The following is a 24,183-nucleotide window of genomic DNA, read 5'->3' on the forward strand; positions in this document are numbered from 1 at the left end:
GTATACTTTGTTTATAGGGATTAATGTAATTTGGCGTCCGCCCATGATGGCGGGTTAAGCAACGCCAATCGATTCCATCTTATTTTTATATTGTGAGGTGGACACTGTTGCAGCTGCAAGTAACCAACAGTCCGTTTAGCCAGGAGCAGATTGAGCTCTTGAACCGTTTGTTGCCGACGTTGACGCCAGCGCAAAAATTTTGGCTGAGCGGGTATTTGGCCGCCGCCGAGTCGGCCGCTGCTGTGCTTGACGCCGAAGCGCCCGCACTGCTTGTCGGGGGTGGGAAACCGGTTTCGAAAGAAGTGACCGTTCTGTACGGTTCGCAGACCGGCAATGCGCAAAAACTGGCCGAAAAAGCAGGCAAGGCGCTTAAGGAGCGCGGATTCGAGGCGAAAGTGTCGTCCATGCTTGACTTTAAGCCGAATGAATTGAAGAAAGTCGAGACGCTGCTCATCGTCGTGAGCACGCATGGGGAAGGCGATCCGCCAGACAACGCGGTGGCGTTTTACGAGTTTCTCCACAGCAAACGGGCGCCGAAGCTGAATCATTTACGCTTTTCCGTCTTGGCGCTTGGCGATACGTCGTATGAACATTTTTGCCAGACGGGGAAAGATTTTGACAAGCGGCTCGAGGAGCTCGGGGGAGAGCGGTTTTATCCGCGCGTCGACTGTGACGTCGACTACGAGGAAGCGGCAGCGAAATGGATTGACGGCGTGCTTGCCGAGCTGAGCAAGGGGATCAATGCCGAGGCCGCACCAGTGTTGTCGTCCGCTGCGGCCGTGCCGAAAGCCGAACCGGCGGTCGTCTATTCGCGTAAAAATCCGTTCCCGGCTGAGGTGCTGGAAAACATCAACTTAAACGGCCGCGGATCGAACAAAGAAACGCGCCATCTCGAATTGTCTCTTGAAGGATCGGGGTTGAAGTATGAGCCGGGCGATGCGCTTGGCATCTTCCCGAAAAACGATCCGGAGCTTGTCGATCTCATCATTCAAGAAATGAAATGGAACCCGGAAGAAACGGTGACGATCGACAAAGACGGGGAAGTGCGGTCGCTCAAAGAAGCGCTCACGTCCCATTTTGAAATCACTGTGTTGACCAAAGCGCTGTTGCAAAAGCTTGCGCCGCTGTCGAAAAACAGCGAGCTTCAAGCGCTCGTTGCCCCAGGCAATGAGGCGAAGCTGAAAGAATACGCCAAAGGCCGCGACTTATTGGATGCGTTCCGCGACTTCGGCCCATGGGATGCGGCGCCGCAACAAGTCATCTCGATTTTGCGCAAAATGCCGCCGCGCCTGTACTCGATCGCGAGCAGCTTAGCGGCCTATCCAGATGAAGTGCACTTGACGATCGGCGCGGTCCGTTATGAGTCGCACGGCCGCCTGCGCAAAGGGGTGTGCTCGACGTTCTGCGCCGAACGCGTCCAAATCGGCGATACGTTGCCGGTCTTTGTGCAGCCGAACCCGAATTTTAAGCTGCCAAAAGACCCATCGACGCCGATCATTATGATCGGTCCAGGCACTGGGGTTGCGCCGTTCCGCGCTTTTATGCAAGAGCGCGAGGCGACAGGAGCCAACGGAAAATCGTGGCTCTTTTTCGGGGACCAACATTTTATGACCGACTTCCTGTATCAAACGGAATGGCTCGCTTGGCTGAAAAGCGGTGTGCTGACCAAAATGGATGTCGCCTTCTCTCGCGATACGGAGAAGAAAGTGTATGTGCAGCACCGGATGCTCGAGCGAAGCAAAGAACTGTTCGGCTGGCTCGAGGATGGCGCCGTCGTCTACGTATGCGGCGACAAACAACACATGGCGCGCGACGTCCATCAGACGTTGATCGAGATTATCGAAAAAGAAGGCGGAATGAGCCGCGAACAGGCGGAAGCGTATGTCACCGAGATGCAAAAGCAAAAACGATACCAACGCGACGTCTATTAATCTCAAAAGAAGGAGTGGGATCGAAAATGGCGAAAGTCGTGTTAAAAGCGCCGGACGGACCGCCAAGCGATGTGGAGCGCATCAAGCAGGAAAGCCGTTACTTGCGCGGCACGCTCGCGGAAACGATAGAAGACCCGCTCAGCGCAGGAATTCCAGAGGATGACAACCGGTTGATGAAATTCCACGGCAGCTATTTGCAAGACGACCGCGACGTGCGCACCGAGCGGCAAAAACAAAAACTGGAGCCTGCATACCAGTTCATGGTTCGCGTCCGCACGCCGGGCGGGGTGGCGACGCCGGAACAGTGGCTTGTCATGGATGAGCTCGCCCGCAAGTATGCGAACGGCACGTTGAAGCTGACGACGCGCCAAGCGTTCCAATTGCACGGCGTCTTAAAATGGAACATGAAAAAAACGATGCAAGCCATTCACAATGCGCTGATGACGACGCTTGCGGCGTGTGGCGACGTCAACCGAAACGTCATGTGCAACCCGAATCCGTACCAGTCGGAAGTGCATGCAGAAGTATATGAGTGGGCAAAGCTGATCAGCGACCATTTGTTGCCGCGGACGCGGGCGTACTACGAAATTTGGCTGGACGACGAGAAAGTGGCGGGGACGCCGGCGGTTGACGGCGAAGAAGAGCCGATTTACGGACCGACGTATTTGCCGCGGAAGTTTAAAATCGGCATCGCCGTTCCGCCGTCGAACGACGTCGATGTGTTCTCGCAAGACATCGGGTTCATCGCCATTGTCGAAGACGGCAAGCTCGCCGGGTTTAATGTCGCCATCGGTGGCGGCATGGGGATGACCCATGGGGACAAAACGACGTATCCGCAGCTTGCCAAGGTGATCGGCTTCTGCCGGCCGGATCAAGTGGTCGAGGTGGCGGAGAAAATTATGACCGTTCAGCGCGACTACGGCAACCGCTCATCGCGCAAACACGCCCGCTTTAAATACACGATCGCCCGCCTTGGCCTTGAAACGGTGAAAGAAGAAATTGAGCGCCGCCTTGGCTGGAAGCTCGGCGAAGCGCGCCCGTACCATTTCGAGCATAGCGGCGACCGCTATGGCTGGGTCGAAGGCGTCAATGGGACATGGCACTTCACACTCTTTGTCGAAGGCGGCCGCGTCAAAGACTACGACGATTACAAGCTGATGACCGGCCTGCGCGAAATCGCGAAAGTCCATACGGGCGATTTCCGGCTGACGCCAAACCAAAACTTGATCATCGCCAATGTCACGAGCGAGAAAAAGCCGGAAATCGAGGCACTCATCGCCGAATACGGCTTGACCGACGGCCGCCGGTACACCGCCTTGCGCCGCAACGCGCTCGCCTGTGTCGCCTTGCCGACGTGCGGCTTGGCGATGGCGGAAGCGGAGCGCTACTTGCCGAAGCTGCTTGATAAAATCGAGGAAATTATCGCCGAAAACGGTTTGCGCGATGAAGAAATCACGATCCGCATGACGGGCTGTCCGAACGGCTGCGCCCGCCACGTGCTCGCAGAAATCGCCTTCGTCGGCAAAGCGGTCGGAAAATACAACATGTACCTCGGCGCTGCGTTCAACGGCACGCGCCTTGGCAAACTGTACCGCGAAAACATCGGCGAAGAAGAAATTTTGCGCGAACTGCGCGTTCTCCTATCCCGCTATGCGAAAGAGCGGCTCGACGGTGAACATTTCGGCGACTTCGTCATCCGCGCCGGCATCGTCAAAGAAGTGACGGATGGGACGAATTTTCATGATTAAAGTGGTCAGGGTGAAATGGAAACCAGCCTCTCCTTGTTTAGGGGAGGTTGGTTTTTTTGTTGCTTTCATGCAATGGCTTTGGTGTTTTGTTCATTGTAGCCGCATTCAATCAATATGAGGTTGTAATAAAGGATTTCCGATCTCCATGTCCTATCTTTATCACTTGAAAAGCTGGCACGGTGACAAAAAGAGCGAACAATGCTATGTAAAAAATTGCAACTTATATAATTCGCGAAATATTTCAACTATATTATAGTAGTGTTATGAACTTGTATTTTTCAGATCATGAAAGTGCGCTGCTGTTTAGGCAGGGCGCTTTTTTTAGCGTCAAGCCATTGGTGAAGGTGATTGTCGGCGAGCAAACGGTTTGCTTACAAAAAAACGATGAAAATATTGACAATGATAATTTTTATCAATTAAAATATGGTGTGTGAAAATGATAATCCTTCTCTTTTTAGAGGTTTAGGCGGGAACATGGTTTTCAAAAGAATGGAGTGAGATGTGGTGGCCGCATGCGGACAGAATGGCTTGACTTGAAAAGAACAGCGATTGAGGAGATGCCAGCCATCTTGGCGGTGCTGGTTGCTTCTCAACACAAGCAGAATTTATCTTTTTAATCACGAAAGATAATCAATATCATAATTGCACCTGTAAAGCAATTGAGTCTGGACATGGCATCGTCATTCGACTTGTATGATGGGATAGAACGGGAGACAGGATGAGAAAACATGAAAAAATGGATGGTGCTTCTTGTTGTTTTGGCTGCGGCATCATTGTTTGTCGGTGTGCATGATTTATCGCCTCGCGAGCTGTTTGCCGGCGACCGTGAGGCGTGGGAAGTGTTTTTGATCAGTCGCTTGCCGAGGCTCATCAGCATTCTGATCGCCGGGTCAAGCGTGAGCATTTGCGGCTTGATCATGCAGCAGTTGAGCCAAAACCGATTTGTGTCGCCGACGACGGCGGGAACGATGGATTGGGCGCGGCTTGGCCTGTTGGTGTCCATGATTGCATTCGCTGCCGCAGGGCCGCTTGTGAAGGTGGCTATTGCCGTTGTGTTTGCGTTTGTGGGGACGCTGCTGTTTATGACGGTTTTGGATCGTGTGAAGTATAAAGATTCGATCTTTATTCCGCTCATCGGCTTGATGTTTGGCAATATTGTCGGTTCTGTCGCGACGTTTTTGGCTTATAAATATGATTTGATTCAATCGATGTCCGCATGGATGCACGGCGATTTTTCCGTTATGATGCAAGGACGTTATGAAATGCTGTATGTGAGCGTTCCGCTCATGGCAATCGCTTATGTATACGCCAATCGGTTTACGATCGCCGGCATGGGGGAGGAGATGGCGACGAACTTAGGGGTTCGCTACCGTTCGATTGTCTACACCGGTCTCCTCATTGTCGCTGTTGTTTCTGCTGTTGAGGTGTTGACGGTTGGGACGCTGCCGTTTTTAGGGCTGATCGTTCCGAACATTGTCACGATGTATTATGGGGATCATTTGCGCAAAGTATTGCCGTTGACAGCCATATTTGGCGCTTTGTTTGTGCTGATTTGCGATGTATTTGGCCGAGTCGCCATTTATCCATACGAAATTCCGATCGGCTTGACGGTTGGAGTAATCGGAAGCGGCGTCTTTTTATATTTGCTCGTAAGGAGAACGAAGCAGTATGTCTAATCGGATGAAAGTGGTTGTGCTCGTGGTATTGGCGCTCGGATTGATCGTGCTGTTTTTGTTTGCACACTTGCGAGGGGATTTTGACTATGTGTTGCGCTCGCGGAGCGAAAAGATTGTCGCGATGGTGCTTGTCGGTTGGGCGGGGGCGGTTTCGACCATCTTATTTCAGACGATGACCAATAATCGTATTTTAACTCCAAGCATTATCGGGCTTGATTCCGTTTATATGCTTGTACAAACTGCTGTGGTGTTTTTGTTCGGTTCGACGACGTTGACCATGATGGGCAACACCTCGCACTTTCTCTTGTCTGCTGGGGCGATGATCGGTTTTTCAGTTTTATTGTATTCGTTTTTGTTTCGCCGTGAAGGGCAAAATTTATATTTCATCTTGCTTGTTGGGATGATTCTCGGTACGTTTTTCCAAAGTTTGACGTCTTTCATGCAATATTTGATTGACCCAAATGAATTTTCCATCATTCAAGATCGAATGTTTGCGAGCATCAACAATATAAAAACAGACTTGCTTTGGCCGGCAGGCCTGCTCATTGCGGCTGCGACATTGTATACATACCGTCATCTTTACGAGTTGGACGTGCTGTCGCTCGGCAAAGATCATGCGATCAATTTAGGCGTGGCGTATGAAACGGTCGTCAAACGGCTGCTGATGATTGTGGCGGTGTTGGTGTCGGTTTCGACCGCGCTTGTTGGTCCCATCATGTTTTTCGGATTGATAGTCGCCAATGTGGCGTATGCGTTTTTTCAAACGTATGAACATCGTTATTTGCTTACGGGAGCAGCTCTGTTCGGCATCATCGCCCTCGTTGGCGGCCAGTTGGTAGTCGAGCGAGTGTTCACCTTTTCGACGACGTTGTCTGTCATTGTCAACATGGTCGGAGGCGTCTATTTTCTATACCTTTTGTTAAAGGAGCGAAAAGCATGGTAGAGGTGAAACAAGTATTGAAGCGATACGGCGGGAAGACCGTGATTGACCGTGTATCTTTATCTGTTCCGCGCCGCAAGCTCACATCGCTCATTGGCCCGAACGGGGCGGGGAAAAGCACGCTTTTGTCCATGATGAGCCGCTTAATTCCAAAAGATGGCGGGGAAATCTGGATTGAAGGAAAGGAAATTGCTCGTTATCGGACAGAAGAGTTGGCGAAAAAAATTTCCATTTTGAAGCAATCCAACCACATTGCGGCTCGCTTGACGGTACACGAATTGGTGTCGTTCGGTCGCTTTCCGTATTCGCGCGGCCGCTTGACGCGCCAAGATCGCGACTATGTGCGTGAGGCGATCCGCTATATGGAGCTGGAGCCATTGCAAGACCGCTATATGGACGAGTTGAGCGGCGGACAGCGGCAGAGAGCTTATATCGCGATGGTGTTGGCGCAAGATACGGATTATATTTTCTTGGATGAGCCGTTGAACAATTTGGATATGAAACACGCCGTGCAAATGATGAAAGTGTTGCGCAAGCTGGTCGATGAGCTTGGCAAAACGATCGTGATGGTGATGCACGATATTAACTTTGCTTCCTGTTACTCCGATTATATGGTCGCGTTAAAAGATGGAGCGGTCGTCTGTGAAGGGGATGTTTCATCGATCATGCGCAATGAAGTGCTTCGCGGCATTTATGATTTGGATGTGCGCGTGCAGACGATTGAAAATCGGCGCATCTGTGTGTATTTTTAGCAAATTCCCATGAGAAAGCGTCCATCTTGACTAGTGAAAAAGCGGGCTGTGGAAGCCTATGGGCATGCTTGGTGAAGAGCTCCGTCTCGGATTCAAACATGGGACGGGGAGACGCGATCAAAGTCAAGTATATGAAGAAGATTCCAATTAAGTAAAAAATGGTTGAGCCGGCTTTCATGTTGACATCGGCAAGAAAGGGCGCCCCTTGTTGAGTGAATACGAAAGCCGTCAACATATAATTTGAATTTCCAAAGGGGGGTATAGCCAATGAAACAGCGTTGGCTGATGGTAGTGGTTGCTTTGCTTCTTGTCGTACTGGCTGCTTGCGGCAATAAGGAGACTGCAAGCAACGGAGCGAGTGGGAAGAATGACGAGAAGAAAACGGAACAGGCCGAGGAAATGACGATCAAGCACCAGCTTGGAGAGGCGAAAGTCAAGAAAAATCCAGAGAAAGTGGTTGTCTTTGATTTTGGAGTGCTGGACACCCTTGATAAACTAGGGGTGAAGGTGACAGCTTTGCCGCAGATGAACGTGCCGAAATACTTGGAGAAATATAAAAGCAGCGACTACCAAAACGTCGGCAGCTTGAAGGAGCCGGATTTTGAAAAATTGAGCGAAATCAAGCCGGATGTCATTTTTATTTCCGGTCGTCAAGCACATTTGTATGACAAGTTGAAAGAGATTGGCCCAACCGTGTATATAGGGATTGACACTCAACATTATTGGGATTCATTTACAAACAATATGAAGCTGATCGGGCAAATGTTTGGCAAAGAAAAAGAAGTAGATGAGGAACTGGCCAATATTGAAAAACAAATCGAAGAAGTGAAGACAAAGGCTGCAGACAAAAAAGCGCTGATCATTTTGACGACCGGTGGGAAAGTGAGTGCGTACGGCAAAGGTTCGCGCTTTGGGCTCATCCATGATGTGCTCGGCGTGCCAGCCGCAGACCCGAATTTGAAAGTGACGAATCCTCATGGACAAAGCGTATCATTTGAGTACATTGCCGAGAAAAACCCGGATTACTTGTTTGTCATTGACCGCGACGCCGTTGTAGAAGGAAAGCCGACAGCGAAGCAAACGATTGAAAATGCACTTGTGAAAAAGACGAAAGCATATCAAAACGGCCACATTGTCTACTTGGATCCAAATTATTGGTATCTCTCAGGCGGCGGATTGACGTCGGTGTCGGAAATGATCAAACAGGTGGAAGAAGGATTGAAATAAAAGGACAGGCGGGCTTAGGCGGCCCGCCTGCTTTATCGTCATAAAATGACATTCTTAATTTTGTAGATTTCCCGTTCGTGTTCGATGACTTTGTTCGAGAGGAAGGTGATGTCAAGTTTGATGTTGTTCAGCTGTTCATTGAATGATTGGGCATGGGAATCGACTTTTTTCTCTAAGGAGTCGAGTCTTTGGTGGATGGAAGAAACTTCACCGTGAAGTTTGTGCACGTCCATCGCGAGGGCGTCGAGTGCGGCGTCGGTTTCATCCTGGCGGTGAAGCAGGGCAGACATCAAGTCATACAGCTCTTTTTGGCCGGCTTTGATATGGGCTTGTTCTTCTTCTAACCGCTTTTGGCCTTCAAGGAGAGCTTGCTGGATCCGCCGGAATTCTTCTTGTTCTTTCCGCATTTCCTGCTGTTCTCTACGGATCTCCTGTTGTTCTTTCCGCATTTCCTGCTGTTCTCTACGGATCTCCTGTTGTTCTTTCCGCATTTCCTGCTGTTCTCTACGGATCTCCTGCTGTTCTTTCCGCATTTCCTGTTGTTCTCTACGGATCTCCTGCTGTTCTTTTCGCATTTCTTGTTGTTCTCTACGGATCTCCTGCTGTTCTTTTCGCATTTCTTGTTGTTCTGCTTCCAGCCGTTTGTGGCTTTCGACGAGGAGGTGCAGCGTGTTCTCGATATGACCAAGGCGGTTGAACAACTGCAAGAGGATCTCTTCGCTCATGGTTGGCCCCTCTTTCATTCTAATTTCTTTCATTATAGCACATATGTTCTTGTCGGACAAGCACGAATGGTGTATATAGGAAAGCGTACAAACATATGATACAATGAATAAACAAACTGACAAGTCCCAGTGCGGATGTCGGCTAGTATGTTTTTAGAAAGGGATCGATGTATGCTTTACGTTTCTCCTGCCAAAATCGCAAGCTATTTTTATCACGAGTGCGAGCGGAATTTTTATTTTCAGTCGTTGGCGAAAGAACGGCGAAGCGAGCTCGATGTGCCGGAAGAGCTGTTTGAGCAGCCTGCGGTTCATGAGAGCGTGCTGCGCCGAGGGGTTGAGTGGGAAGAGGAAGTGATTACGACCTATTTGGCCGGCCAAGTGCAGATGGGGAAGCGAGAGCCTGGCGCACCGATTTCCCACTGCTATTTGGATGGAGAGGAGACGATCCGCGAGCTGAAGCAGCCGAGCAAGCGCTATTTATACCAGCCGACATTGATCGCGCCGCCGCGCTTTTACGAGCGGTACGGACTGGACACAACGATGATCCGGTTTGCGGCGTGTCGTCCGGATTTGATTGAGTGCATTCCGGGGCAAAACGGCTTTGTGTTCCGCATCATCGACATCAAATCATCAGATGTGTTAAAGATTTCCCACCGCGTGCAAACGGCGCTGTACGCGTTGATGTTGTCCTCGGTGTTAGAGGAGCACGGTGTTAAGGGCAGCGTCGATTTGCGCGAAGCCGGGATATGGACGTACAAAACCGAGCAGCCGCAGCTGACAGATATCGGACAGCTGCTTCCGTTTCTTGAGCAGTTTTTGGCTAGCGAATTGACGGCGCTGGCTGGGAAGCAACTTGATGAGCTGTTTTGGCATTTGGATTATCGCTGTGAATGGTGCCCGTTCTATGATTACTGTTTCGACAAAGCGCGGAAACAGTCGCATATTTCCCTCGTTCCGTACTTATCGAGTCATGCGTCCCGCTTTATCCGCGAGCGGCAGCTTCCGGAGACGATAGATGAGTTTCGCCAACTTCTTGAGCGTCAAGAAACGAGACACGTCCTAAAACAAAACGCTGGATTGGCGCGTCAACTTCGGCGGCTTGAAGCGCAGCTTGAGGCGATTGCGGAGGAAAAGGTCGTTCCGTATGACCAGGCGGTGACGCATATGCCGATATGGGAAGACATCCGTCTGATTCTCACCGCGCAACGCGATCCGTTGACGGGGAAGATTGCGGCGGCATCGTTGTACCGTGTTGGTGGAACAGACGTGTTTGGAACGGGATCGGAAATGCATCATGTTATCGCCGGTTCGTTTGAGGAATGCGACGAGGTTGGCCGAAAGCTGGCCGATGCGCTGGACCGCCTGCTTCAGACGGTGCACGATTACAACCGGGAGCGAGAGTGGCGGTCGCAAAAATCGGTGCAGGTGTATGTCATCGACAACTATGAATGGGACAATGTGCAGCAGCTACTTCAAGCGCTTTTGTTCGATCCAGACTATAACGAAAAAGCTGTTCGGCTGCTGTCGTATTTTCATAGCAGCTCACTAGCAAGTGCCAGCGACCACCCAAGCGAAATGGTTCCGCTTCCTGTCGTTGTGCTGACAACGGCTGTGAGCCAGCTGTTCGCCTTGCCGGCGCATGTCGCGTACCGTCTTGAAGACTTGTCGCGATATATTGCGACCTACCATGATTCGCCGTTTCTGTACTCGGCGAGTGAGCGTTTTTCATTTCGTTTGACAAACGCCATGAAACTGGATGTGCTGCACGACGCCTGGCAAACGGGGGACGAGGAAAAACGAAAAGCGGTCGAGAAGGAGCTGAGCCGCCGCCTTTGGGCCGCTCACAGCATCATTCAAGGAATCCGTGCGTGGGCCGAGAGCGTCCATCCTTCGCCGCTTATGGTCTGGCCGGAAAAATTTGCGTTTCCTCATTCGGCTGATTACCGTGATCCGCTTGTGTCCGAGCTGGCGTTTATGGCGCGCTATGAGGCGCTATTAAACTACTTGGATATTCGCCAAAAGCGCCTGCTTCCGCTTTCGGAGCGGCTTGAGAACGGAGTGACGCTTCATGTCACGTACCTTGGCGGCGATCGGTTCCGATTGAACAACCGCCAGGCGCTTGAAGCGATCGACCAGAAGGCGAGCTGGCTTTTGACGGAGTGCAATGAGGAAGGGGAAAAGGCGCAACAGACGTTTCCTGATCATAAGTACGCCAGTGAATGGAAGACGCCTCAACGGGTCAATTTGTACTTTACCCGCATTAGCGCCATCGAAGATAATGGCAAGACAGCTGAACTCGAGCTCAAGTTGCCCAAATGGCTCGACCGGTTCCCGCTTGTGGAAGGAGGGGAGTATTGGCTGTCGCTTCGGCATGCGGATTTTACCACCCCGCGCGTCTTGCAGGCGTTGCAACAGTTGGATAAGGACAATCATCGCATCTTGGACTTGATTCGCGATCCGATTCGCTATCGGAAAACGTTTCGTCCCAACTGGGATGCAGAGGAAGTCAAGGCGCTTCTCCGCCAAAGCAGGCTGACGAAAAGCCAGCGTCAGGCGTTTCTCCACTTTCTCCGTCATACGTTGACGCTCGTCTGGGGTCCGCCTGGCACCGGGAAAACGCATTTTATTGCCGTCGCTCTTCGGCTGCTTATGCCGATTTACGAAAAGCAGGGGCGCAGGCTTGCCATTCTTGTTTCGGGTTTCACCCATGCGGCGATCGAAAACGTTCTGCGCAAAATTCAGGAGCTTGCGCCGCGGCGCAGCGTCCATATCGCGAAACTTGGTGAGATTCAGACGGAAAACGCCAAAGGAATCGCCGAGGTGGCGGACCGTGACCTTCCCCGATGGCTGGGCAACGGCGGGCATCGGGTGCTTGGCGCCACGCTGTACGGCATTCAAAGAGCGTATGAAAAAGGCTGTCTAGAAGAGTTTGACGTCGTCATTCTGGATGAGGCGTCGCAAATCCGCGTGGCCGATTCACTGTTGGTGTTGCGCCATGTCAAAAAAGCAGGCAGGCTGCTTATCGTCGGTGACCATTTCCAGCTGCCGCCAATCATTCAAGGGACGTATGCGGCCGCGGAAGGGGAACCGCACCTGTTCGACTCGATTTTCCGCCTGCTGTTTGACGCGGATGTGGAGAAGCGGTATACCCGCCAACTGACGGACAATTTCCGCATGAACGAGGCGCTTTGCCGCTACCCGGCCGAGCGGATTTACAGCTCCCAGTATACCGCGTTCACCCGCCAGATTGCCGAACAAACGTTGGCGCTCGCCGATGCCCCAACTGCCGATGAATGGGTGGAAGCAGCGATCGACCCTGACTATCCGCTTGTCGTCTGCACGTATGACGGCGTGTACGGTGCCCAAGAAAACGAGGCGGAAGCGCGCTGGGTGGCGAGCATCGCGAAGGTGTTGCGGGAACGGCTTCTCGACAGCGAGGAAAAACGGTACGATGACTCATCAGAAGGCGACCAAGCGTTTTGGCGCCGCGGGCTGTTTATCATCTCGCCGCATCGGGCGCAAATCCGCGCCATTCGCCGTGCCCTTGAACACCAAGGACTGCGTCCGCCGTTTTTCGTCGATACGGTTGATAAAATGCAAGGGCAAGAAGTGGATGCGGCGATCATCAGCTACGGCGTCGCCGATCCGGAACTGGCTGTGATGGAAGGGGAGTTCATCTATAGTTTGAACCGCCTCAACGTTTCGCTCACGCGGGCGCGGAAAAAGGCGATCCTCTTCCTCTCGCGCCAACTCATGTCGCCGCCGCTTCAGGTGATCGGCAACGAGGAATACCGTGAAGGAGTCAACTTTATGGTTGGGCTTGAGCAGTACGCTTTACGTCATGGGGAAGCGCAAACGTTTATGGTCGACGGTGTTGCGCTGCAAATGTACCGAGTCAGTCGTCCGAAGATGGAAAACATGGACACTCTATGAAGCTGCTGAGTTTGACAGGAAAAAAGGATGAATCAAGGCGCTGTTCAACTTGAGAAATTCTTTGATGCATCCGAGAATCCCCCATTTTCTTACTCAAAAACCGCATAAGCAGTCACCATCCGCCATGCCGCCTTCTCCGTTTGTTGGCTCGTTTTGTTTCCATGCTGAGCGCAGCCGCGCACGGTTCGGAAGAGGGGGGCGTGGGGGACGGAATGGGGATTGATGTACGAACGGTGAATAGTTGATAAGAAAATTAAGGAAGGAAACCGCCGAGCCATGGCGAAATAATGGAAATAAGATTCGTCGATAAGAAACACTGCGCTGAGAATGCGCGGGAAGAGAGGGGGGCGTGCCATGGCAAATGCCGGCGGGAGAAGATCGGTGTCGGATGCAAGGCTTGAGGTGATCAAAAAGCTCTTTCCGGAAGCGGTTGTGGATGGGGGCATCGATTGGGAGTGGCTGAAGAGGGTGCATGGCGGTCACAAACGGCAGGAAGCATATGAGTTCATGTGGCCGGGGAAGGAAGAGGCGAGGCGGCTCGCTGAAACGCCTGCGTCCGGAGTATTGCGGCCGGATCAGGCAGCGAGCAAGCAGTGGGAGACAACAAACAATTGGTATATTGAAGGAGACAATTTAGAAGTATTAAAACTGCTGCGGACGTCGCATGCAGGGGCCATCCAAATGATTTACATCGACCCGCCGTACAACACCGGGAAAGTGCTGACGTATAAAGACCATTGGCGCCAAAAGAAGAGCGCGCCAGCTCGTAGGAAGGATATAGAGGAAGCGCGCGCTCATGCCGGCTGGCTCAACATGATGTACCCGCGCCTTTTGGTGGCGCGGGAGCTGTTGGCGGAGACAGGGGCGATGTTTATTTCCATTGATGATACAGAACAGGCGAATTTGAAAAAGATGTGCGATGAACTGTTTGGCGAGCGAAATTTTGTCGCCACGTTCATTTGGCAGCGGGCGTTTTCGCCTGTGAACATGAACAAGTTCGCTTCGCGCAACCATGACTTCATCCTCTGTTACGCGAAAAATATCGACCGTTTAGCTTGGTACGGCTTGCCGCGCCATCCGGAAGCGGACGGGCGGTATGCCAATCCGGACAACGACCCGCGCGGGCCGTGGACGTCAGGAGATTTGTCGGTCGGTCCGCCGATTCCGGAAAAAATTTATGACATCGTGACGCCAGGCGGCCGGGTCGTTTCGCCGCCGAACGGGTATTGTTGGCGGGTGACAAAGGAGCGCTTCGCCGAGCTGGCGGCGGACAACCGCATTTGGTTTGGCAAAGACGGCAACGGGGTGCCGCGCCTGAAGCGGTTTTTAAGCGAAGTGAAGCCGACGGTGACACCGCTTACGATTTGGACGCATGATGAGGTGTCCCATTCGCAGGAGGCGAAAAAAGAGCTGAAGGAGCTGTTCGATGGGCTGGCGGTGATGGATTACCCGAAGCCGGTGAAGCTCATTCAGCGCATGGTGGCGTTGACAACGAAGGACAATGACATCATTCTCGACTTTTTTTCCGGCTCGGCGACAACAGCCCATGCCGTCATGCAGCAAAACGCTGAAGACGGCGGCCGGCGGTCGTTTATAATGGTGCAACTTCCCGAGCCGCTTGCGGAAACGTCCGAGGCGTATCGGGTGGGGTTTCGGACGATTTGCGACATTGGCCGCGAGCGCATCCGCCGCGCGGGGGAGAAAATCGTCCGTGAAACGGGAAAGACAGAGCTTGATATTGGCTTTCGCGTGTTTCGGTTCGAGAAGAAATCGAAGCAGCCCGCTCGCTAGGTGGACGGGCTGCTTTTCGATTCGGCTGATGAAAAGCGCTTTGGTAAAACAGGCGTTGCGTCTATGTTCCGAGTCCCTGATGTCCGTCGTTTCAGGCGCTTTTTACAATGACGCCGCATCCCAACGGTCGTTGACAAAGACGTCGTACTCCGCGGCAATCGTTTCTTTGAGCTCCGCTAAAGACGGGATGCCGTCGGCGAACGTGTAGGTGTCAAGGCAAATGAGGGAGTATTCGTCGCCGGGATCAAATACGATGGTGACGACTTCTTCCGTTCCAGCGTCCACTTGTCGGATGGTGTCGCCGTCTTCCGGCTCCACGAGTACGTTTTGGTATGTTTCGCGAATCACGTAGTAGCCTTCCTGCAATTGTTCAGTGAATAGATGTTCGATGTCTGTCAGTTCGTGGACGATCATTATTTAAGTCCTCCTAACTTGTGAAATCATTCTTAATGTCAGTATATAACGTAGTCGTTGTCGATATAATAGATGTTGTGGAAAGTTCGAAAAATTGTCATTTTGTATGCCAAGCGTAGATAAGGTTGGGGGCAGGATTGACAAGGGAAAATAGCAGCTTCCTGCAAAAAGGCATCGCCCTCGTGGGAGGAATTCAAATATGAACAGGAAATTTATAGGAGTAATGTCCCTCTTTTTGATAATATTATTCGGAATGTATGGTGTCGGGACTAAAATTGTCGCCAAATCAAAAATTTATGAAACAGAGTCAACAACTACATTAGTGGTTAATAAAAATGATTTAGAGGACCTTTCAATTTACTTCTTAACGCCTTATATAACCAAAGCAGTACAGGATTATTATGGAAAACCATCTGGAATTCAGTGGTGGAAGCCTAAAATATTAGAGATTAAAAATTTAGAACCCGGGAGTCGTTATAAATTCTTACTCAAAATTCGTGTAGAAACATTTAAAGGGGCTCACAACCCTCCTTACGGAATTGATATAATAACACTTGAAATCGATTTTGACAAAATTCGTATTATTGATTACAAGCACATCGAAGAGAAGATAAAAAAACAAACATAGGGTATTACCTCTTTTATTTTTCCTAAATAATGGACTCACTAATCAGCGAGGAACAGCTGAGCTTATACAGCTGCTTTCTCCTGCCCGAGTTCGACAGTGACTAGGCAAATAAATCGCCTCTCAGTCCTTGATGCAGAAGGGCTGAGAGGCGATTAGGTATACTTGTGGCGTGTATCTAGGAGCGAGGATGAATGTCTAGGATCTTCGGGGGAGGCTCTAGTCCTAGAGTCGCAAAGGTTTGCCCTTATTTGGCGGTCAGTTCTGTCCGCTGATAAAGGTCCCCGTATTTCGAAGAAAAATGTCCGAGTGTGAGACGCTAGCATTCCTCTCTTACTTTCGGCCACGATTCGTTGGTCCGAATCTTTACGATGCGAACCAGCAAGAGAACCAGCTAACTGAGCAGCGCATGCACACGAATGCGGTCTTCCAAGCGATGATACATGGGTCGCAATTCCAATGTCGATTTCAGTGTACGAAAAGCCAGCTCGATATCCACCAGCTGCTTATATCCCAGCGCGACATCCTCGGCAGACAGTGTGTCATCGGACGTGCGGATAAGATATTTGCCATCATACTTTTCGGCTAAACGTGTGCCTATGGAATTCAGGGTTTTTTCCTAGGTTGACAACCCCAAAGTCCTTGATATAACGGGATTTCTGGACTTTTTATTTGCCTAAAATGGCCTCAAAACTGTCGAACTCGGGTCTACCAAAGAGGCGTCAAGGAAGTGCTTCTTGGCGTCTTCGATGGCCTTCCGGGGCTGGAGGAAGCCTTTCGGGCGGTGTATCCGAAAGTCGATGTGCAGCGCTGTGTCGTGCACAAAGTCCGCAACACCCTCAGCCGTGTTCGGAAAAAAGACCAATTCGAAGTGGCCGAGGATCTCAAGCTGATTTATCGCGCGCCGAATAAGGAGATGGCGTTACAAATGTTTCAACAGTTTGAGTCGAAATGGTCCAGCAAATATCCAAGAGAAGTTCAATCTTGGGCCAATGAGTTGGATGTCCTCCTTACATTTATGGATGATCCAAGCAGTATTCGAAGTGTGATTTATACGACCAATGCCATCGAACGAACGATCAAGGAGATTCGGAAACGTCTAAAGCCGATGAACAGTTTGAGCAGTTTAGAAGCTGCGGAAAAAGTCGTGTATTTAACCATTCAAGATTTTAATGAGAAATGGGCAGGGCGAAAGTTGCGAGGATTTGCCGAAGCGCATGAAGCCCTCGAGCGAATGTTTGAAGAACGTTAACATTAACCAAATACTGTAAATAAACAAAATAGGGGGATTCTCCCTTTCCACACAGGAGACCGAATATTCAGTCTCCTGTGTGGAGGAAACTAGTTCCCTATTCATTCCAAATCCATTTCAGAGAAACCCTACTCCATTACATTACACAAAATTCTTGACGGTACCACCGGAAGCGAGGGTTTTCTTGGTTCAGAAAGGAATCTGGCGTTTGGTTGTCGAATGACATGAGAGAAGAATGCATGAAGAAAGGGAGAGGAATGATGTCCGCATTTCAAGCGTTCGTTGTCAACAAAACCGAAACAGAATTTACCGCTGGTGTGCAGACGATGTCCATAGATGATTTGCCGGAAGGCGACGTCCTTGTCCGCGTCCATTATTCGAGCGTCAATTACAAAGATGGATTGGCGTCCATTCCGGATGGCAAAATTGTGAAAACGTATCCGTTCGTGCCGGGAATTGATTTGGCCGGGGTGGTTGTTTCGTCGCACCATCCGCGCTTCCGCGAAGGGGACGAGGTGATCGCGACCGGATATGAAATCGGTGTGACGCATTTCGGGGGCTACAGTGAATATGCTCGCCTGCACGGCGATTGGCTCGTGCCGCTGCCAAAAGGGTTGACGTTGAAAGAAGCGATGGCGATTGGGACGGCTGGGTTTACAGCGGCGCTGTCCATTCACCGTCTTGAGGAGCATGGGTTGACGCCGGAACGCGGACCGGTGCTTGTCACGGGGGCGACGGGCGGCGTCGGGAGTCTGGCCGTGTCGATGCTCGCCAAGCGCGGCTATACGGTGGAAGCGAGCACAGGCAAAACGGCGGAGCACGACTATTTGCGCGCCCTCGGCGCCAAGGAAGTGTTGACGCGCGAAGACGTCACGGCTGAACGCATTCGTCCGCTTGATAAGCAGCGCTGGGCCGCGGCGGTCGACCCGGTCGGCGGCCGGACGCTGGCGACGGTGTTAAGCCGCATCCGCTACGGCGGAGCGGTGGCGGTGAGTGGGTTGACAGGCGGCGTCGAGGTGCCGACAACCGTCCATCCATTCATTTTGCGCGGCGTCAGCTTGTTTGGCGTTGATTCCGTCTATTGTCCAATGGATGTGCGCCTCCGCATTTGGGAGCGGCTCGCTGGCGACTTAAAGCCGGATTTGGAGCGGATTGCTCAAGAGATTTCGCTCGCTGAATTGCCGCAAGCGCTTAAGCGCATTTTGCGCGGCGAACTGCGCGGCCGGACGGTCGTGCGGTTAGGATGACGTTCGGACGCAATCGAACGGAAGCAGCGTCCGAACTTGGTGCTCTCCACATCTTCTTTTGAATGATCCTTGATGAGTGAAGGCGATGGAAAGGGGAAGTGTGCAGAAGAAGAAAGGAAAGACGCAGGGGGAAGCACCTGCGTCTTTTTTTGTGATCTCGAATCCGTTTTTCGACGTGAGCGTAGGCGGGGGAGCGTTCACCCCCGCAATTGATACCGCTCGAGCTCCGCGAAAAAGTCTTTCACAAACCGGTAAAACACTTTTACCGACGGAGCGAGTTCGTGGTGGTCGGAAATGATAATGCCGACGTTGCGCTTTACTTGCGGCATCTCGATTGGCACTTTGGCGGCGTAGCGAAGAAGGCTTTCCGACAAGGCGCTTTCCGGCAGGAGGGTCACGCCGATGCCAGCGGAGACAAGCCCTTTAATGGCATCGAGATCTTCGCCTTCCGATGAAATGTTGGGCGAAAATCCGGCTTGGTGGCAAGCGTCAATAACGATTTGATGCAAAATGTATCCTTTTGGAAACGTTACAAATGGATCATGGCGCAGTTCGTTCAATACGATCCGGTCGCGGCGGGCGAGCGGATGGCTGTTCGGCAGGAGGGCGGCAAACGGTTCGGAAAACAAAATTTCTCCTTTAATGCCGATTTCATGAACCGGAATCGGTCCGAGAAAGGCAAGGTCGATCTCCCGTTTTTTCACCGCTTCGATTAAATAATAGTACGACCCTTGGCGGAGATGGAACGAGACGTTTGGGTGCTCCGCTTTAAAGGCGGAGATGACCATCGGCATCATGTGGCTTGCCAGGCTTGTTGGAAACCCGATTTTAATCGTTCCGCGTTCCGGGTCCAAATACTCTTCGATTTGTTGCTTTGCATCCTCGACCGCCTTTAACACCGCTTCGGCGTGCGACAAAAAATGGCGGCCGATCGGGGTGAGCTTCACGTTTCGCCCTTCCCGTTCAAACAGCTGCACGCCAAGCTCCGCTTCGAGGTTGGCAATTTGCCGGCTGATCGCCGACTGCGCGACATGGAGGGCGTCGGCGGCTTCGGAGACGTGTTCGCGCCGGGCGACTTCCACGAAATATTGCAGTTGCCGCAGCTCCATTTTTCTCCCTCCTTTTGATTGATCGCAAAAAGAGATGGATTTTATCTAAATTATATATTGTTTATATTAATTTTGAAAACTACAATGAATATTACAGACAATTCGGAACGGGAGGGGAAGGCAGCATGAAACACTACGGATTACCGGAAGCGCAAGGGTTATATCGCCCGGAATTTGAGCATGATGCATGCGGGATCGGGTTTTATGCGCATTTGAAAGGAAAACCGTCACATGACATTATCGAAAAAGCGCTCCATATGCTTCGCCAGCTTGAACACCGCGGCGGACAAGGGAGCGATCCGGAAACAGGCGATGGCGCGGGCATTATGACGCAAATTCCGCATGAGTATTTTCAAGCGGTGTGCGGCGGGATGAACTTGCCGGAAAAAGGGCGCTACGGGGTCGGGATGTTCTTTTTGCCGGAAGAGGAAGCGAAACGGGCGTACTATGAATCGATGTTCAATGAGATCGTCGCTCAAGAAGGGCAACGGCTGCTCGGATGGCGGACAGTTCCAGTTGATCGTGAAAAGCTTGGCAAACTGGCGCGGCAAAGCAAGCCGTTCATCCGTCAAGTGTTTGTCGCGGCAAGTGATGACGTGACTGATGAGTTGGCGTTTGAACGGAAGCTGTATGTGATCCGCAAACAATTCGAAAAATGTGTGGAACACAACGAGTGCTATGTAGCGAGCTTCTCGAGCCGAACGATCGTGTATAAAGGGCTTTTGACGCCGGAACAAATCGATGCGTTTTATTTGGATTTGCAAGATGAACGGTTCCGTTCGGCGTTTGCTCTCGTGCACTCGCGCTTCAGCACGAACACGTTTCCGAGCTGGGAGCGGGCCCATCCGAACCGCTACTTGATCCATAACGGCGAGATCAACACGCTGCGCGGCAACGTCAACTGGATGGCGGCGCGCGAGAAACAATTTGTGTCCGAAGCGTTCGGCGCGGATTTGGAAAAAGTCGTGCCGATTTTGGATACGAACGGCAGCGACTCGTCGATTTTGGACAATGCGTTTGAATTTTTCGTTCTCGCTGGCCGGAAGCCGGCCCATGTCGCGATGATGCTCATTCCGGAACCGTGGTTTTGGGATGAGCAGATGGACGGGGCGAAAAAGGCGTTTTACGAGTACCACAGCTGTCTCATGGAGCCGTGGGACGGACCGACGGCGATTTCGTTCACCGACGGCAAGCAAATCGGCGCCATTTTGGACCGGAACGGTTTGCGTCCGGCCCGCTATTATGTCACCAAAGACGACTACATTATTTTCTCATCCGAAGTCGGCGTCATCGATGTTGACCCGAACAACATTTTATATAAAGAGCGGCTGAGCCCGGGGAAAATGCTGTTGGTTGACCTCGAGCAAGGGCGCATCATCTCTGACCAGGAAATCAAGGAAGAAATGGCTCATGAAAAGCCATATCGCCAATGGATCAACGAGCAAATGATCACGCTTGGCGATCTGGAAATTCCGGAGGACGTCGAAGCGCCGAAGCAACTCGTCAAACTGCAAAAAGCGTTCGGCTACACGTTTGAAGATGTGGAAAAAACGATTTTGCCGATGGCGGCGGAAGGAAAAGATCCGACCGGCGCTATGGGCATGGACGCGCCGCTTGCCGTGCTGTCGGAGCGGCCGCAAAGTTTGTTCAACTACTTCAAGCAGCTGTTTGCCCAAGTGACAAATCCGCCGATTGATGCGATCCGCGAATATGTCGTCACCTCGACGATGACGCTGCTTGGCAAAGAAGGGAACATTTTGCATCCGGACGCCAAAGCGGCGCGGCGCATCCGCTTGGAAACTCCGCTATTGACGAACGAAGAGCTCGCAGCGTTAAAAGCCAATCCGTACCCGGAATTTGCGTGCGCGGTGCTGCCGACGCTGTTTACTGATGATTTGAAACAGGCGCTTGATGAGCTGTTTGCCAAAGCGGATGAAGCGATCGAAAACGGGGCGGTGCTTCTTGTGCTGTCCGACCGCGGCGTTGATGAAACACATGTCGCCATTCCGGTTTTGTTGGCGACAAGCGGGCTTCACCAGCATCTTGTCCGCAAAGGGACGCGCACGAACGTCAGCCTGCTTGTCGAAAGCGGCGAAGCGCGTGAAGTGCATCATTTTGCGGCGCTCATCGGCTACGGGGCGGACGCCATCAACCCGTACTTGGCGCTGGAGACGATCCGCCAAGCGTCAGAAAACGGCACGATCGCCTTGTCGTACCGCGAAGCGGTGAAAACGTATATGAAGGCAGCCGTTGACGGCGTTGTCAAAGTGATGTCGAAAATGGGCATTTCGACGGTGCAAAGCTACCGCGGCGCGCAAATTTTTGAAGCGGTCGGCATCGGCGACGATGTCATTGAGGAATACTTCACCGGCACGGCATCGCAAATCGGCGGCATCGGGCTTGCGGAAATTGCGAAAGAAGCGAAAATGCGCCACGAAGCCGCTTTCGGAGCGCGGCATGAAGACGATGTGCTCGATGCAGGCAGCGAGCTGCAATGGCGGCGCAACGGCGAACATCACGTGTTCAATCCGAAGACGATCCATTTGTTGCAATGGGCGTGCCGGAAAAACGATTACAACCTCTATAAACAATATTCGAAACTGGCCAATGAAGAACAGTTGACGTTTTTGCGCAACTTGTTCGACTTCGATTCGAAGCGCCCTCCGGTGCCGATTGACGAAGTCGAGCCGGTTGAATCGATCGTCCGCCGCTTTAAAACAGGGGCCATGTCGTTCGGTTCGATCAGCCAGGAAGCCCATGAGGCTCTGGCGATCGCCATGAACCGGATCGGCGGAAAAAGCAACAGCGGCGAGGGCGGCGAAGACCCGGCCCGCTATGTGAAAGACGACAACGGCGACTGGCGCCGCAGCGCGATCAAACAAGTGGCGTCCGGGCGTTTTGGCGTAAAAAGCCATTATTTGGTCAATGCCGATGAATTGCAAATCAAAATGGCGCAAGGGGCAAAACCAGGTGAAGGCGGGCAGCTTCCGGCCAATAAAGTGTATCCGTGGGTCGGCAAAGTGCGCGGCTCAACGCCGGGAGTCGAGCTCATTTCCCCGCCGCCGCACCATGACATTTACTCGATCGAAGACTTGGCCCAGCTCATTTACGATTTGAAAAACGCCAACAAAGACGCGCGCATCAGCGTCAAGCTCGTCGCCAAAGCCGGCGTCGGCACAATCGCCGCTGGCGTGGCGAAAGGGAACGCCGATGTCATTGTCATCAGCGGCTATGACGGCGGCACGGGTGCGTCGCCGAAAACGAGCATCAAGCATGCCGGCTTGCCGTGGGAGCTTGGTTTGGTGGAAACGCATCAGACGCTCATGCTCAATGGGTTGCGCGACCGCGTCGTTCTAGAAACCGACGGCAAATTGATGACCGGCCGTGACGTTGTGATGGCGGCGCTGTTTGGGGCCGAAGAATTCGGATTTGCGACGGCACCGCTCGTCGTTTTAGGCTGTGTCATGATGCGCGTCTGCCATTTGGATACGTGTCCGGTCGGCGTGGCGACGCAAAATCCGGAACTGCGCAAGAAATTTACCGGCGAGCCGGATCATGTCGTCAATTTCATGTATTTCGTCGCTCAGGAAGTGCGGGAAATGATGGCGGAACTCGGATTCCGCACGATCGACGAAATGGTCGGCCGCGTTGACGTCTTAAAAGTGAGCGAACGGGCGAAAGCGCATTGGAAAGCGAAACATCTTGACTTGTCCCGTCTCTTGTATCAAGTCGATGGCCCGCGCACAGGCAGCAAAGGGCAAAACCATCGAATGGAAGAGACGCTCGACTATACGGAAATTTTACCGGCGGTGCAGCCAGCGCTTGAGCGGCAGGAGCCGGTCGAACTTCACCTCGCCATCCGCAACGTCCACCGCACGGTCGGGGCGATGACAGGAAGCGAAATCTCGAAGCGCTACGGCGAGGAAGGGCTGCCGGATGATACGATCCGCCTCCATTTCACCGGATCGGCTGGGCAAAGCTTTGCAGCGTTTGTGCCGAAAGGGATGACGCTTGAGCTCGTCGGCGACGCGAATGATTACGTCGGCAAAGGGCTTTCCGGCGGCAAAGTGATCGTCCGTCCGCCGCATGAGGCGCCGTTTGCCGCGGCTGACAACGTCATCATTGGCAACGTGGCGTTTTACGGGGCTACAAGCGGCGAAGCGTACATTCGCGGCCGCGCTGGGGAGCGGTTCTGCGTCCGCAACAGCGGCGTCCATGCTGTTGTCGAAGGCGTCGGCGACCACGGCTGTGAATATATGACCGGCGGCCGCGTTGTCATCCTCGGTTCGGTTGGCAAAAACTTCGCCGCCGGCATGTCCGGTGGGATCGCTTACGTTCTTGCCGATGAAGACAGCTGGCAGCAAACAGCCAACCTTGAGCTCGTCTCATTTGAGCGGCTCGAAGACGAGGAAGAAATTCGCGACGTGCGCCGGATGATCGAAAACCATTACCGCTATACAGGAAGCCCGCGGGCTGCATTGGTGCTCGACGAGTGGGACGATTACGTCCGCCGCTTCGTCAAAGTTATTCCACGCAATTACAAACTGATGATTGAGACGATCGAAACGCTCGAACAGTCCGGGCTTTCGCACGAAGAAGCTGTCATGGCGGCGTTTGAAACGGTGGCAAAACAGAAAAAAGCGGCTGTCGGCGGCGTCCATCAGCTGCAAGCGGTGGCGAAGTAACGCTGTGGCTTGCGATTGGCCGCGAAGTGACGACGCCGCTTCGGCTCCGCGGCTTCGCGGGGCCCGCTTTTTGATCGGCCAACAGGCGGGAAGGCCGCATGAGAGAAGAGAGGATACGTACGGAAAGA

At 52.4% G+C, this 24,183-nt stretch carries 14 protein-coding genes and 2 pseudogenes; 12 read left to right on the forward strand and 4 right to left on the reverse strand.

The genetic code is table 11. The features are described from left to right. The first annotated feature begins 107 nt into the window (after positions 1 to 107). The 6 genes from QSJ10_RS06450 to QSJ10_RS06475 all read left to right on the forward strand — a co-directional run bounded on the left by QSJ10_RS06450 (position 108) and on the right by QSJ10_RS06475 (position 8,274). Entirely contained in the window at positions 108 to 1,931 is a 1,824-nt protein-coding gene (locus QSJ10_RS06450) for an assimilatory sulfite reductase (NADPH) flavoprotein subunit (RefSeq protein WP_033017396.1), read from the forward strand. Positions 1,932 to 1,957: 26 nt separating this feature from the next. Continuing rightward, a complete protein-coding gene (gene cysI, locus QSJ10_RS06455) occupies positions 1,958 to 3,679 on the forward strand; it encodes an assimilatory sulfite reductase (NADPH) hemoprotein subunit (RefSeq protein ID WP_033017397.1) in 1,722 nt (573 codons plus the stop codon). Positions 3,680 to 4,407: 728 nt separating this feature from the next. Beyond that, on the forward strand, positions 4,408 to 5,355 hold the full coding sequence (locus QSJ10_RS06460; protein WP_053532631.1) for an ABC transporter permease: 948 nt from the start codon (positions 4,408 to 4,410) through the stop codon (positions 5,353 to 5,355). Next, positions 5,348 to 6,298 carry an iron chelate uptake ABC transporter family permease subunit gene (locus tag QSJ10_RS06465; protein WP_053532629.1) on the forward strand — a complete coding sequence of 317 codons (951 nt, stop codon included), beginning with the start codon at positions 5,348 to 5,350 and terminating at the stop codon, positions 6,296 to 6,298. The genes QSJ10_RS06460 and QSJ10_RS06465 overlap by 8 nt, the downstream gene beginning before the upstream one ends. After that, positions 6,292 to 7,047 carry an iron ABC transporter ATP-binding protein gene (locus QSJ10_RS06470; RefSeq protein WP_033017401.1) on the forward strand — a complete coding sequence of 252 codons (756 nt, stop codon included), beginning with the start codon at positions 6,292 to 6,294 and terminating at the stop codon, positions 7,045 to 7,047. The genes QSJ10_RS06465 and QSJ10_RS06470 overlap by 7 nt, the downstream gene beginning before the upstream one ends. Before the next feature lie 267 nt (positions 7,048 to 7,314). After that, positions 7,315 to 8,274 (forward strand): siderophore ABC transporter substrate-binding protein, encoded by a 960-nt coding sequence (locus tag QSJ10_RS06475; protein ID WP_053532626.1) that lies wholly within the window; start codon positions 7,315 to 7,317, stop codon positions 8,272 to 8,274. Between the two features lie 38 nt (positions 8,275 to 8,312). Here the strand turns inward: QSJ10_RS06475 and QSJ10_RS06480 are convergent, their stop codons facing one another. Continuing rightward, on the reverse strand, positions 8,313 to 8,999 hold the full coding sequence (locus QSJ10_RS06480; protein ID WP_053532625.1) for a coiled-coil domain-containing protein: 687 nt from the start codon (positions 8,997 to 8,999) through the stop codon (positions 8,313 to 8,315). A 171-nt stretch (positions 9,000 to 9,170) separates the two neighbouring features. Here QSJ10_RS06480 and QSJ10_RS06485 point away from each other — a divergent pair, with 171 nt between their 5' ends. Together QSJ10_RS06485 and QSJ10_RS06490 are read left to right on the forward strand one after the other, a co-directional pair. Beyond that, positions 9,171 to 12,932: a bifunctional RecB family nuclease/DEAD/DEAH box helicase gene (locus QSJ10_RS06485; RefSeq protein WP_053532623.1), complete on the forward strand. Its 3,762-nt coding sequence runs from the start codon at positions 9,171 to 9,173 to the stop codon at positions 12,930 to 12,932. A 354-nt stretch (positions 12,933 to 13,286) separates the two neighbouring features. After that, positions 13,287 to 14,723, forward strand: coding sequence for a site-specific DNA-methyltransferase (locus QSJ10_RS06490; protein ID WP_033017406.1), 1,437 nt, complete (start codon positions 13,287 to 13,289; stop codon positions 14,721 to 14,723). 102 nt (positions 14,724 to 14,825) lie between these two features. Here the strand turns inward: QSJ10_RS06490 and QSJ10_RS06495 are convergent, their stop codons facing one another. Next, positions 14,826 to 15,137, reverse strand: coding sequence for a hypothetical protein (locus QSJ10_RS06495; RefSeq protein ID WP_033017407.1), 312 nt, complete (start codon positions 15,135 to 15,137; stop codon positions 14,826 to 14,828). Between the two features lie 199 nt (positions 15,138 to 15,336). Here QSJ10_RS06495 and QSJ10_RS06500 point away from each other — a divergent pair, with 199 nt between their 5' ends. Then, complete coding sequence (locus tag QSJ10_RS06500; protein ID WP_015374612.1) at positions 15,337 to 15,765, forward strand: DUF3888 domain-containing protein; 429 nt, start codon at positions 15,337 to 15,339, stop codon at positions 15,763 to 15,765. Between the two features lie 175 nt (positions 15,766 to 15,940). Here QSJ10_RS06500 and QSJ10_RS06505 read toward each other — a convergent pair. Next, positions 15,941 to 16,354: pseudogene (locus tag QSJ10_RS06505) on the reverse strand (IS1634 family transposase); the annotation flags it as partial. Between the two features lie 114 nt (positions 16,355 to 16,468). On the opposite strand from QSJ10_RS06505, the pseudogene QSJ10_RS06510 reads away from it, so the two are divergent. Together QSJ10_RS06510 and QSJ10_RS06515 are read left to right on the forward strand one after the other, a co-directional pair. After that, positions 16,469 to 17,014, forward strand: a pseudogene (locus tag QSJ10_RS06510) (IS256 family transposase); the annotation flags it as partial. A gap of 260 nt (positions 17,015 to 17,274) precedes the next feature. After that, on the forward strand, positions 17,275 to 18,261 hold the full coding sequence (locus QSJ10_RS06515) for an NADPH:quinone oxidoreductase family protein (protein ID WP_033016618.1): 987 nt from the start codon (positions 17,275 to 17,277) through the stop codon (positions 18,259 to 18,261). Positions 18,262 to 18,458: 197 nt separating this feature from the next. On the opposite strand, the gene gltC is transcribed toward QSJ10_RS06515, so the two are convergent. Next, complete coding sequence (gene gltC / locus QSJ10_RS06520) at positions 18,459 to 19,370, reverse strand: glutamate biosynthesis transcriptional regulator GltC (RefSeq protein ID WP_033016617.1); 912 nt, start codon at positions 19,368 to 19,370, stop codon at positions 18,459 to 18,461. A 125-nt stretch (positions 19,371 to 19,495) separates the two neighbouring features. Between gltC and gltB the strand changes: the two genes are divergently transcribed. Then, positions 19,496 to 24,055, forward strand: a complete 4,560-nt coding sequence (gltB, locus tag QSJ10_RS06525) for a glutamate synthase large subunit (protein WP_049626138.1) — start codon at positions 19,496 to 19,498, stop codon at positions 24,053 to 24,055. The last annotated feature ends 128 nt before the right edge of the window (positions 24,056 to 24,183 follow it).

Origin of the sequence: Geobacillus stearothermophilus ATCC 12980, assembly GCF_030369615.1 — a bacterium.
GTDB classification, from domain to species: Bacteria; Bacillota; Bacilli; order Bacillales; family Anoxybacillaceae; genus Geobacillus; species Geobacillus stearothermophilus.

Coding starts and splice junctions, on each gene's coding strand:
- cysI (WP_033017397.1), top strand. CDS start 1,958: ATGGCGAAAGTCGTGTTAAAAGCGCCGGACGGACCGCCAAGCGATGTG.
- QSJ10_RS06460 (WP_053532631.1), top strand. CDS start 4,408: ATGAAAAAATGGATGGTGCTTCTTGTTGTTTTGGCTGCGGCATCATTG.
- QSJ10_RS06465 (WP_053532629.1), top strand. CDS start 5,348: ATGTCTAATCGGATGAAAGTGGTTGTGCTCGTGGTATTGGCGCTCGGA.
- QSJ10_RS06470 (WP_033017401.1), top strand. CDS start 6,292: ATGGTAGAGGTGAAACAAGTATTGAAGCGATACGGCGGGAAGACCGTG.
- QSJ10_RS06475 (WP_053532626.1), top strand. CDS start 7,315: ATGAAACAGCGTTGGCTGATGGTAGTGGTTGCTTTGCTTCTTGTCGTA.
- QSJ10_RS06480 (WP_053532625.1), bottom strand. CDS start 8,999: ATGAGCGAAGAGATCCTCTTGCAGTTGTTCAACCGCCTTGGTCATATC.
- QSJ10_RS06485 (WP_053532623.1), top strand. CDS start 9,171: ATGCTTTACGTTTCTCCTGCCAAAATCGCAAGCTATTTTTATCACGAG.
- QSJ10_RS06490 (WP_033017406.1), top strand. CDS start 13,287: ATGGCAAATGCCGGCGGGAGAAGATCGGTGTCGGATGCAAGGCTTGAG.
- QSJ10_RS06495 (WP_033017407.1), bottom strand. CDS start 15,137: ATGATCGTCCACGAACTGACAGACATCGAACATCTATTCACTGAACAA.
- QSJ10_RS06500 (WP_015374612.1), top strand. CDS start 15,337: ATGAACAGGAAATTTATAGGAGTAATGTCCCTCTTTTTGATAATATTA.
- QSJ10_RS06515 (WP_033016618.1), top strand. CDS start 17,275: ATGTCCGCATTTCAAGCGTTCGTTGTCAACAAAACCGAAACAGAATTT.
- gltC (WP_033016617.1), bottom strand. CDS start 19,370: ATGGAGCTGCGGCAACTGCAATATTTCGTGGAAGTCGCCCGGCGCGAA.
- gltB (WP_049626138.1), top strand. CDS start 19,496: ATGAAACACTACGGATTACCGGAAGCGCAAGGGTTATATCGCCCGGAA.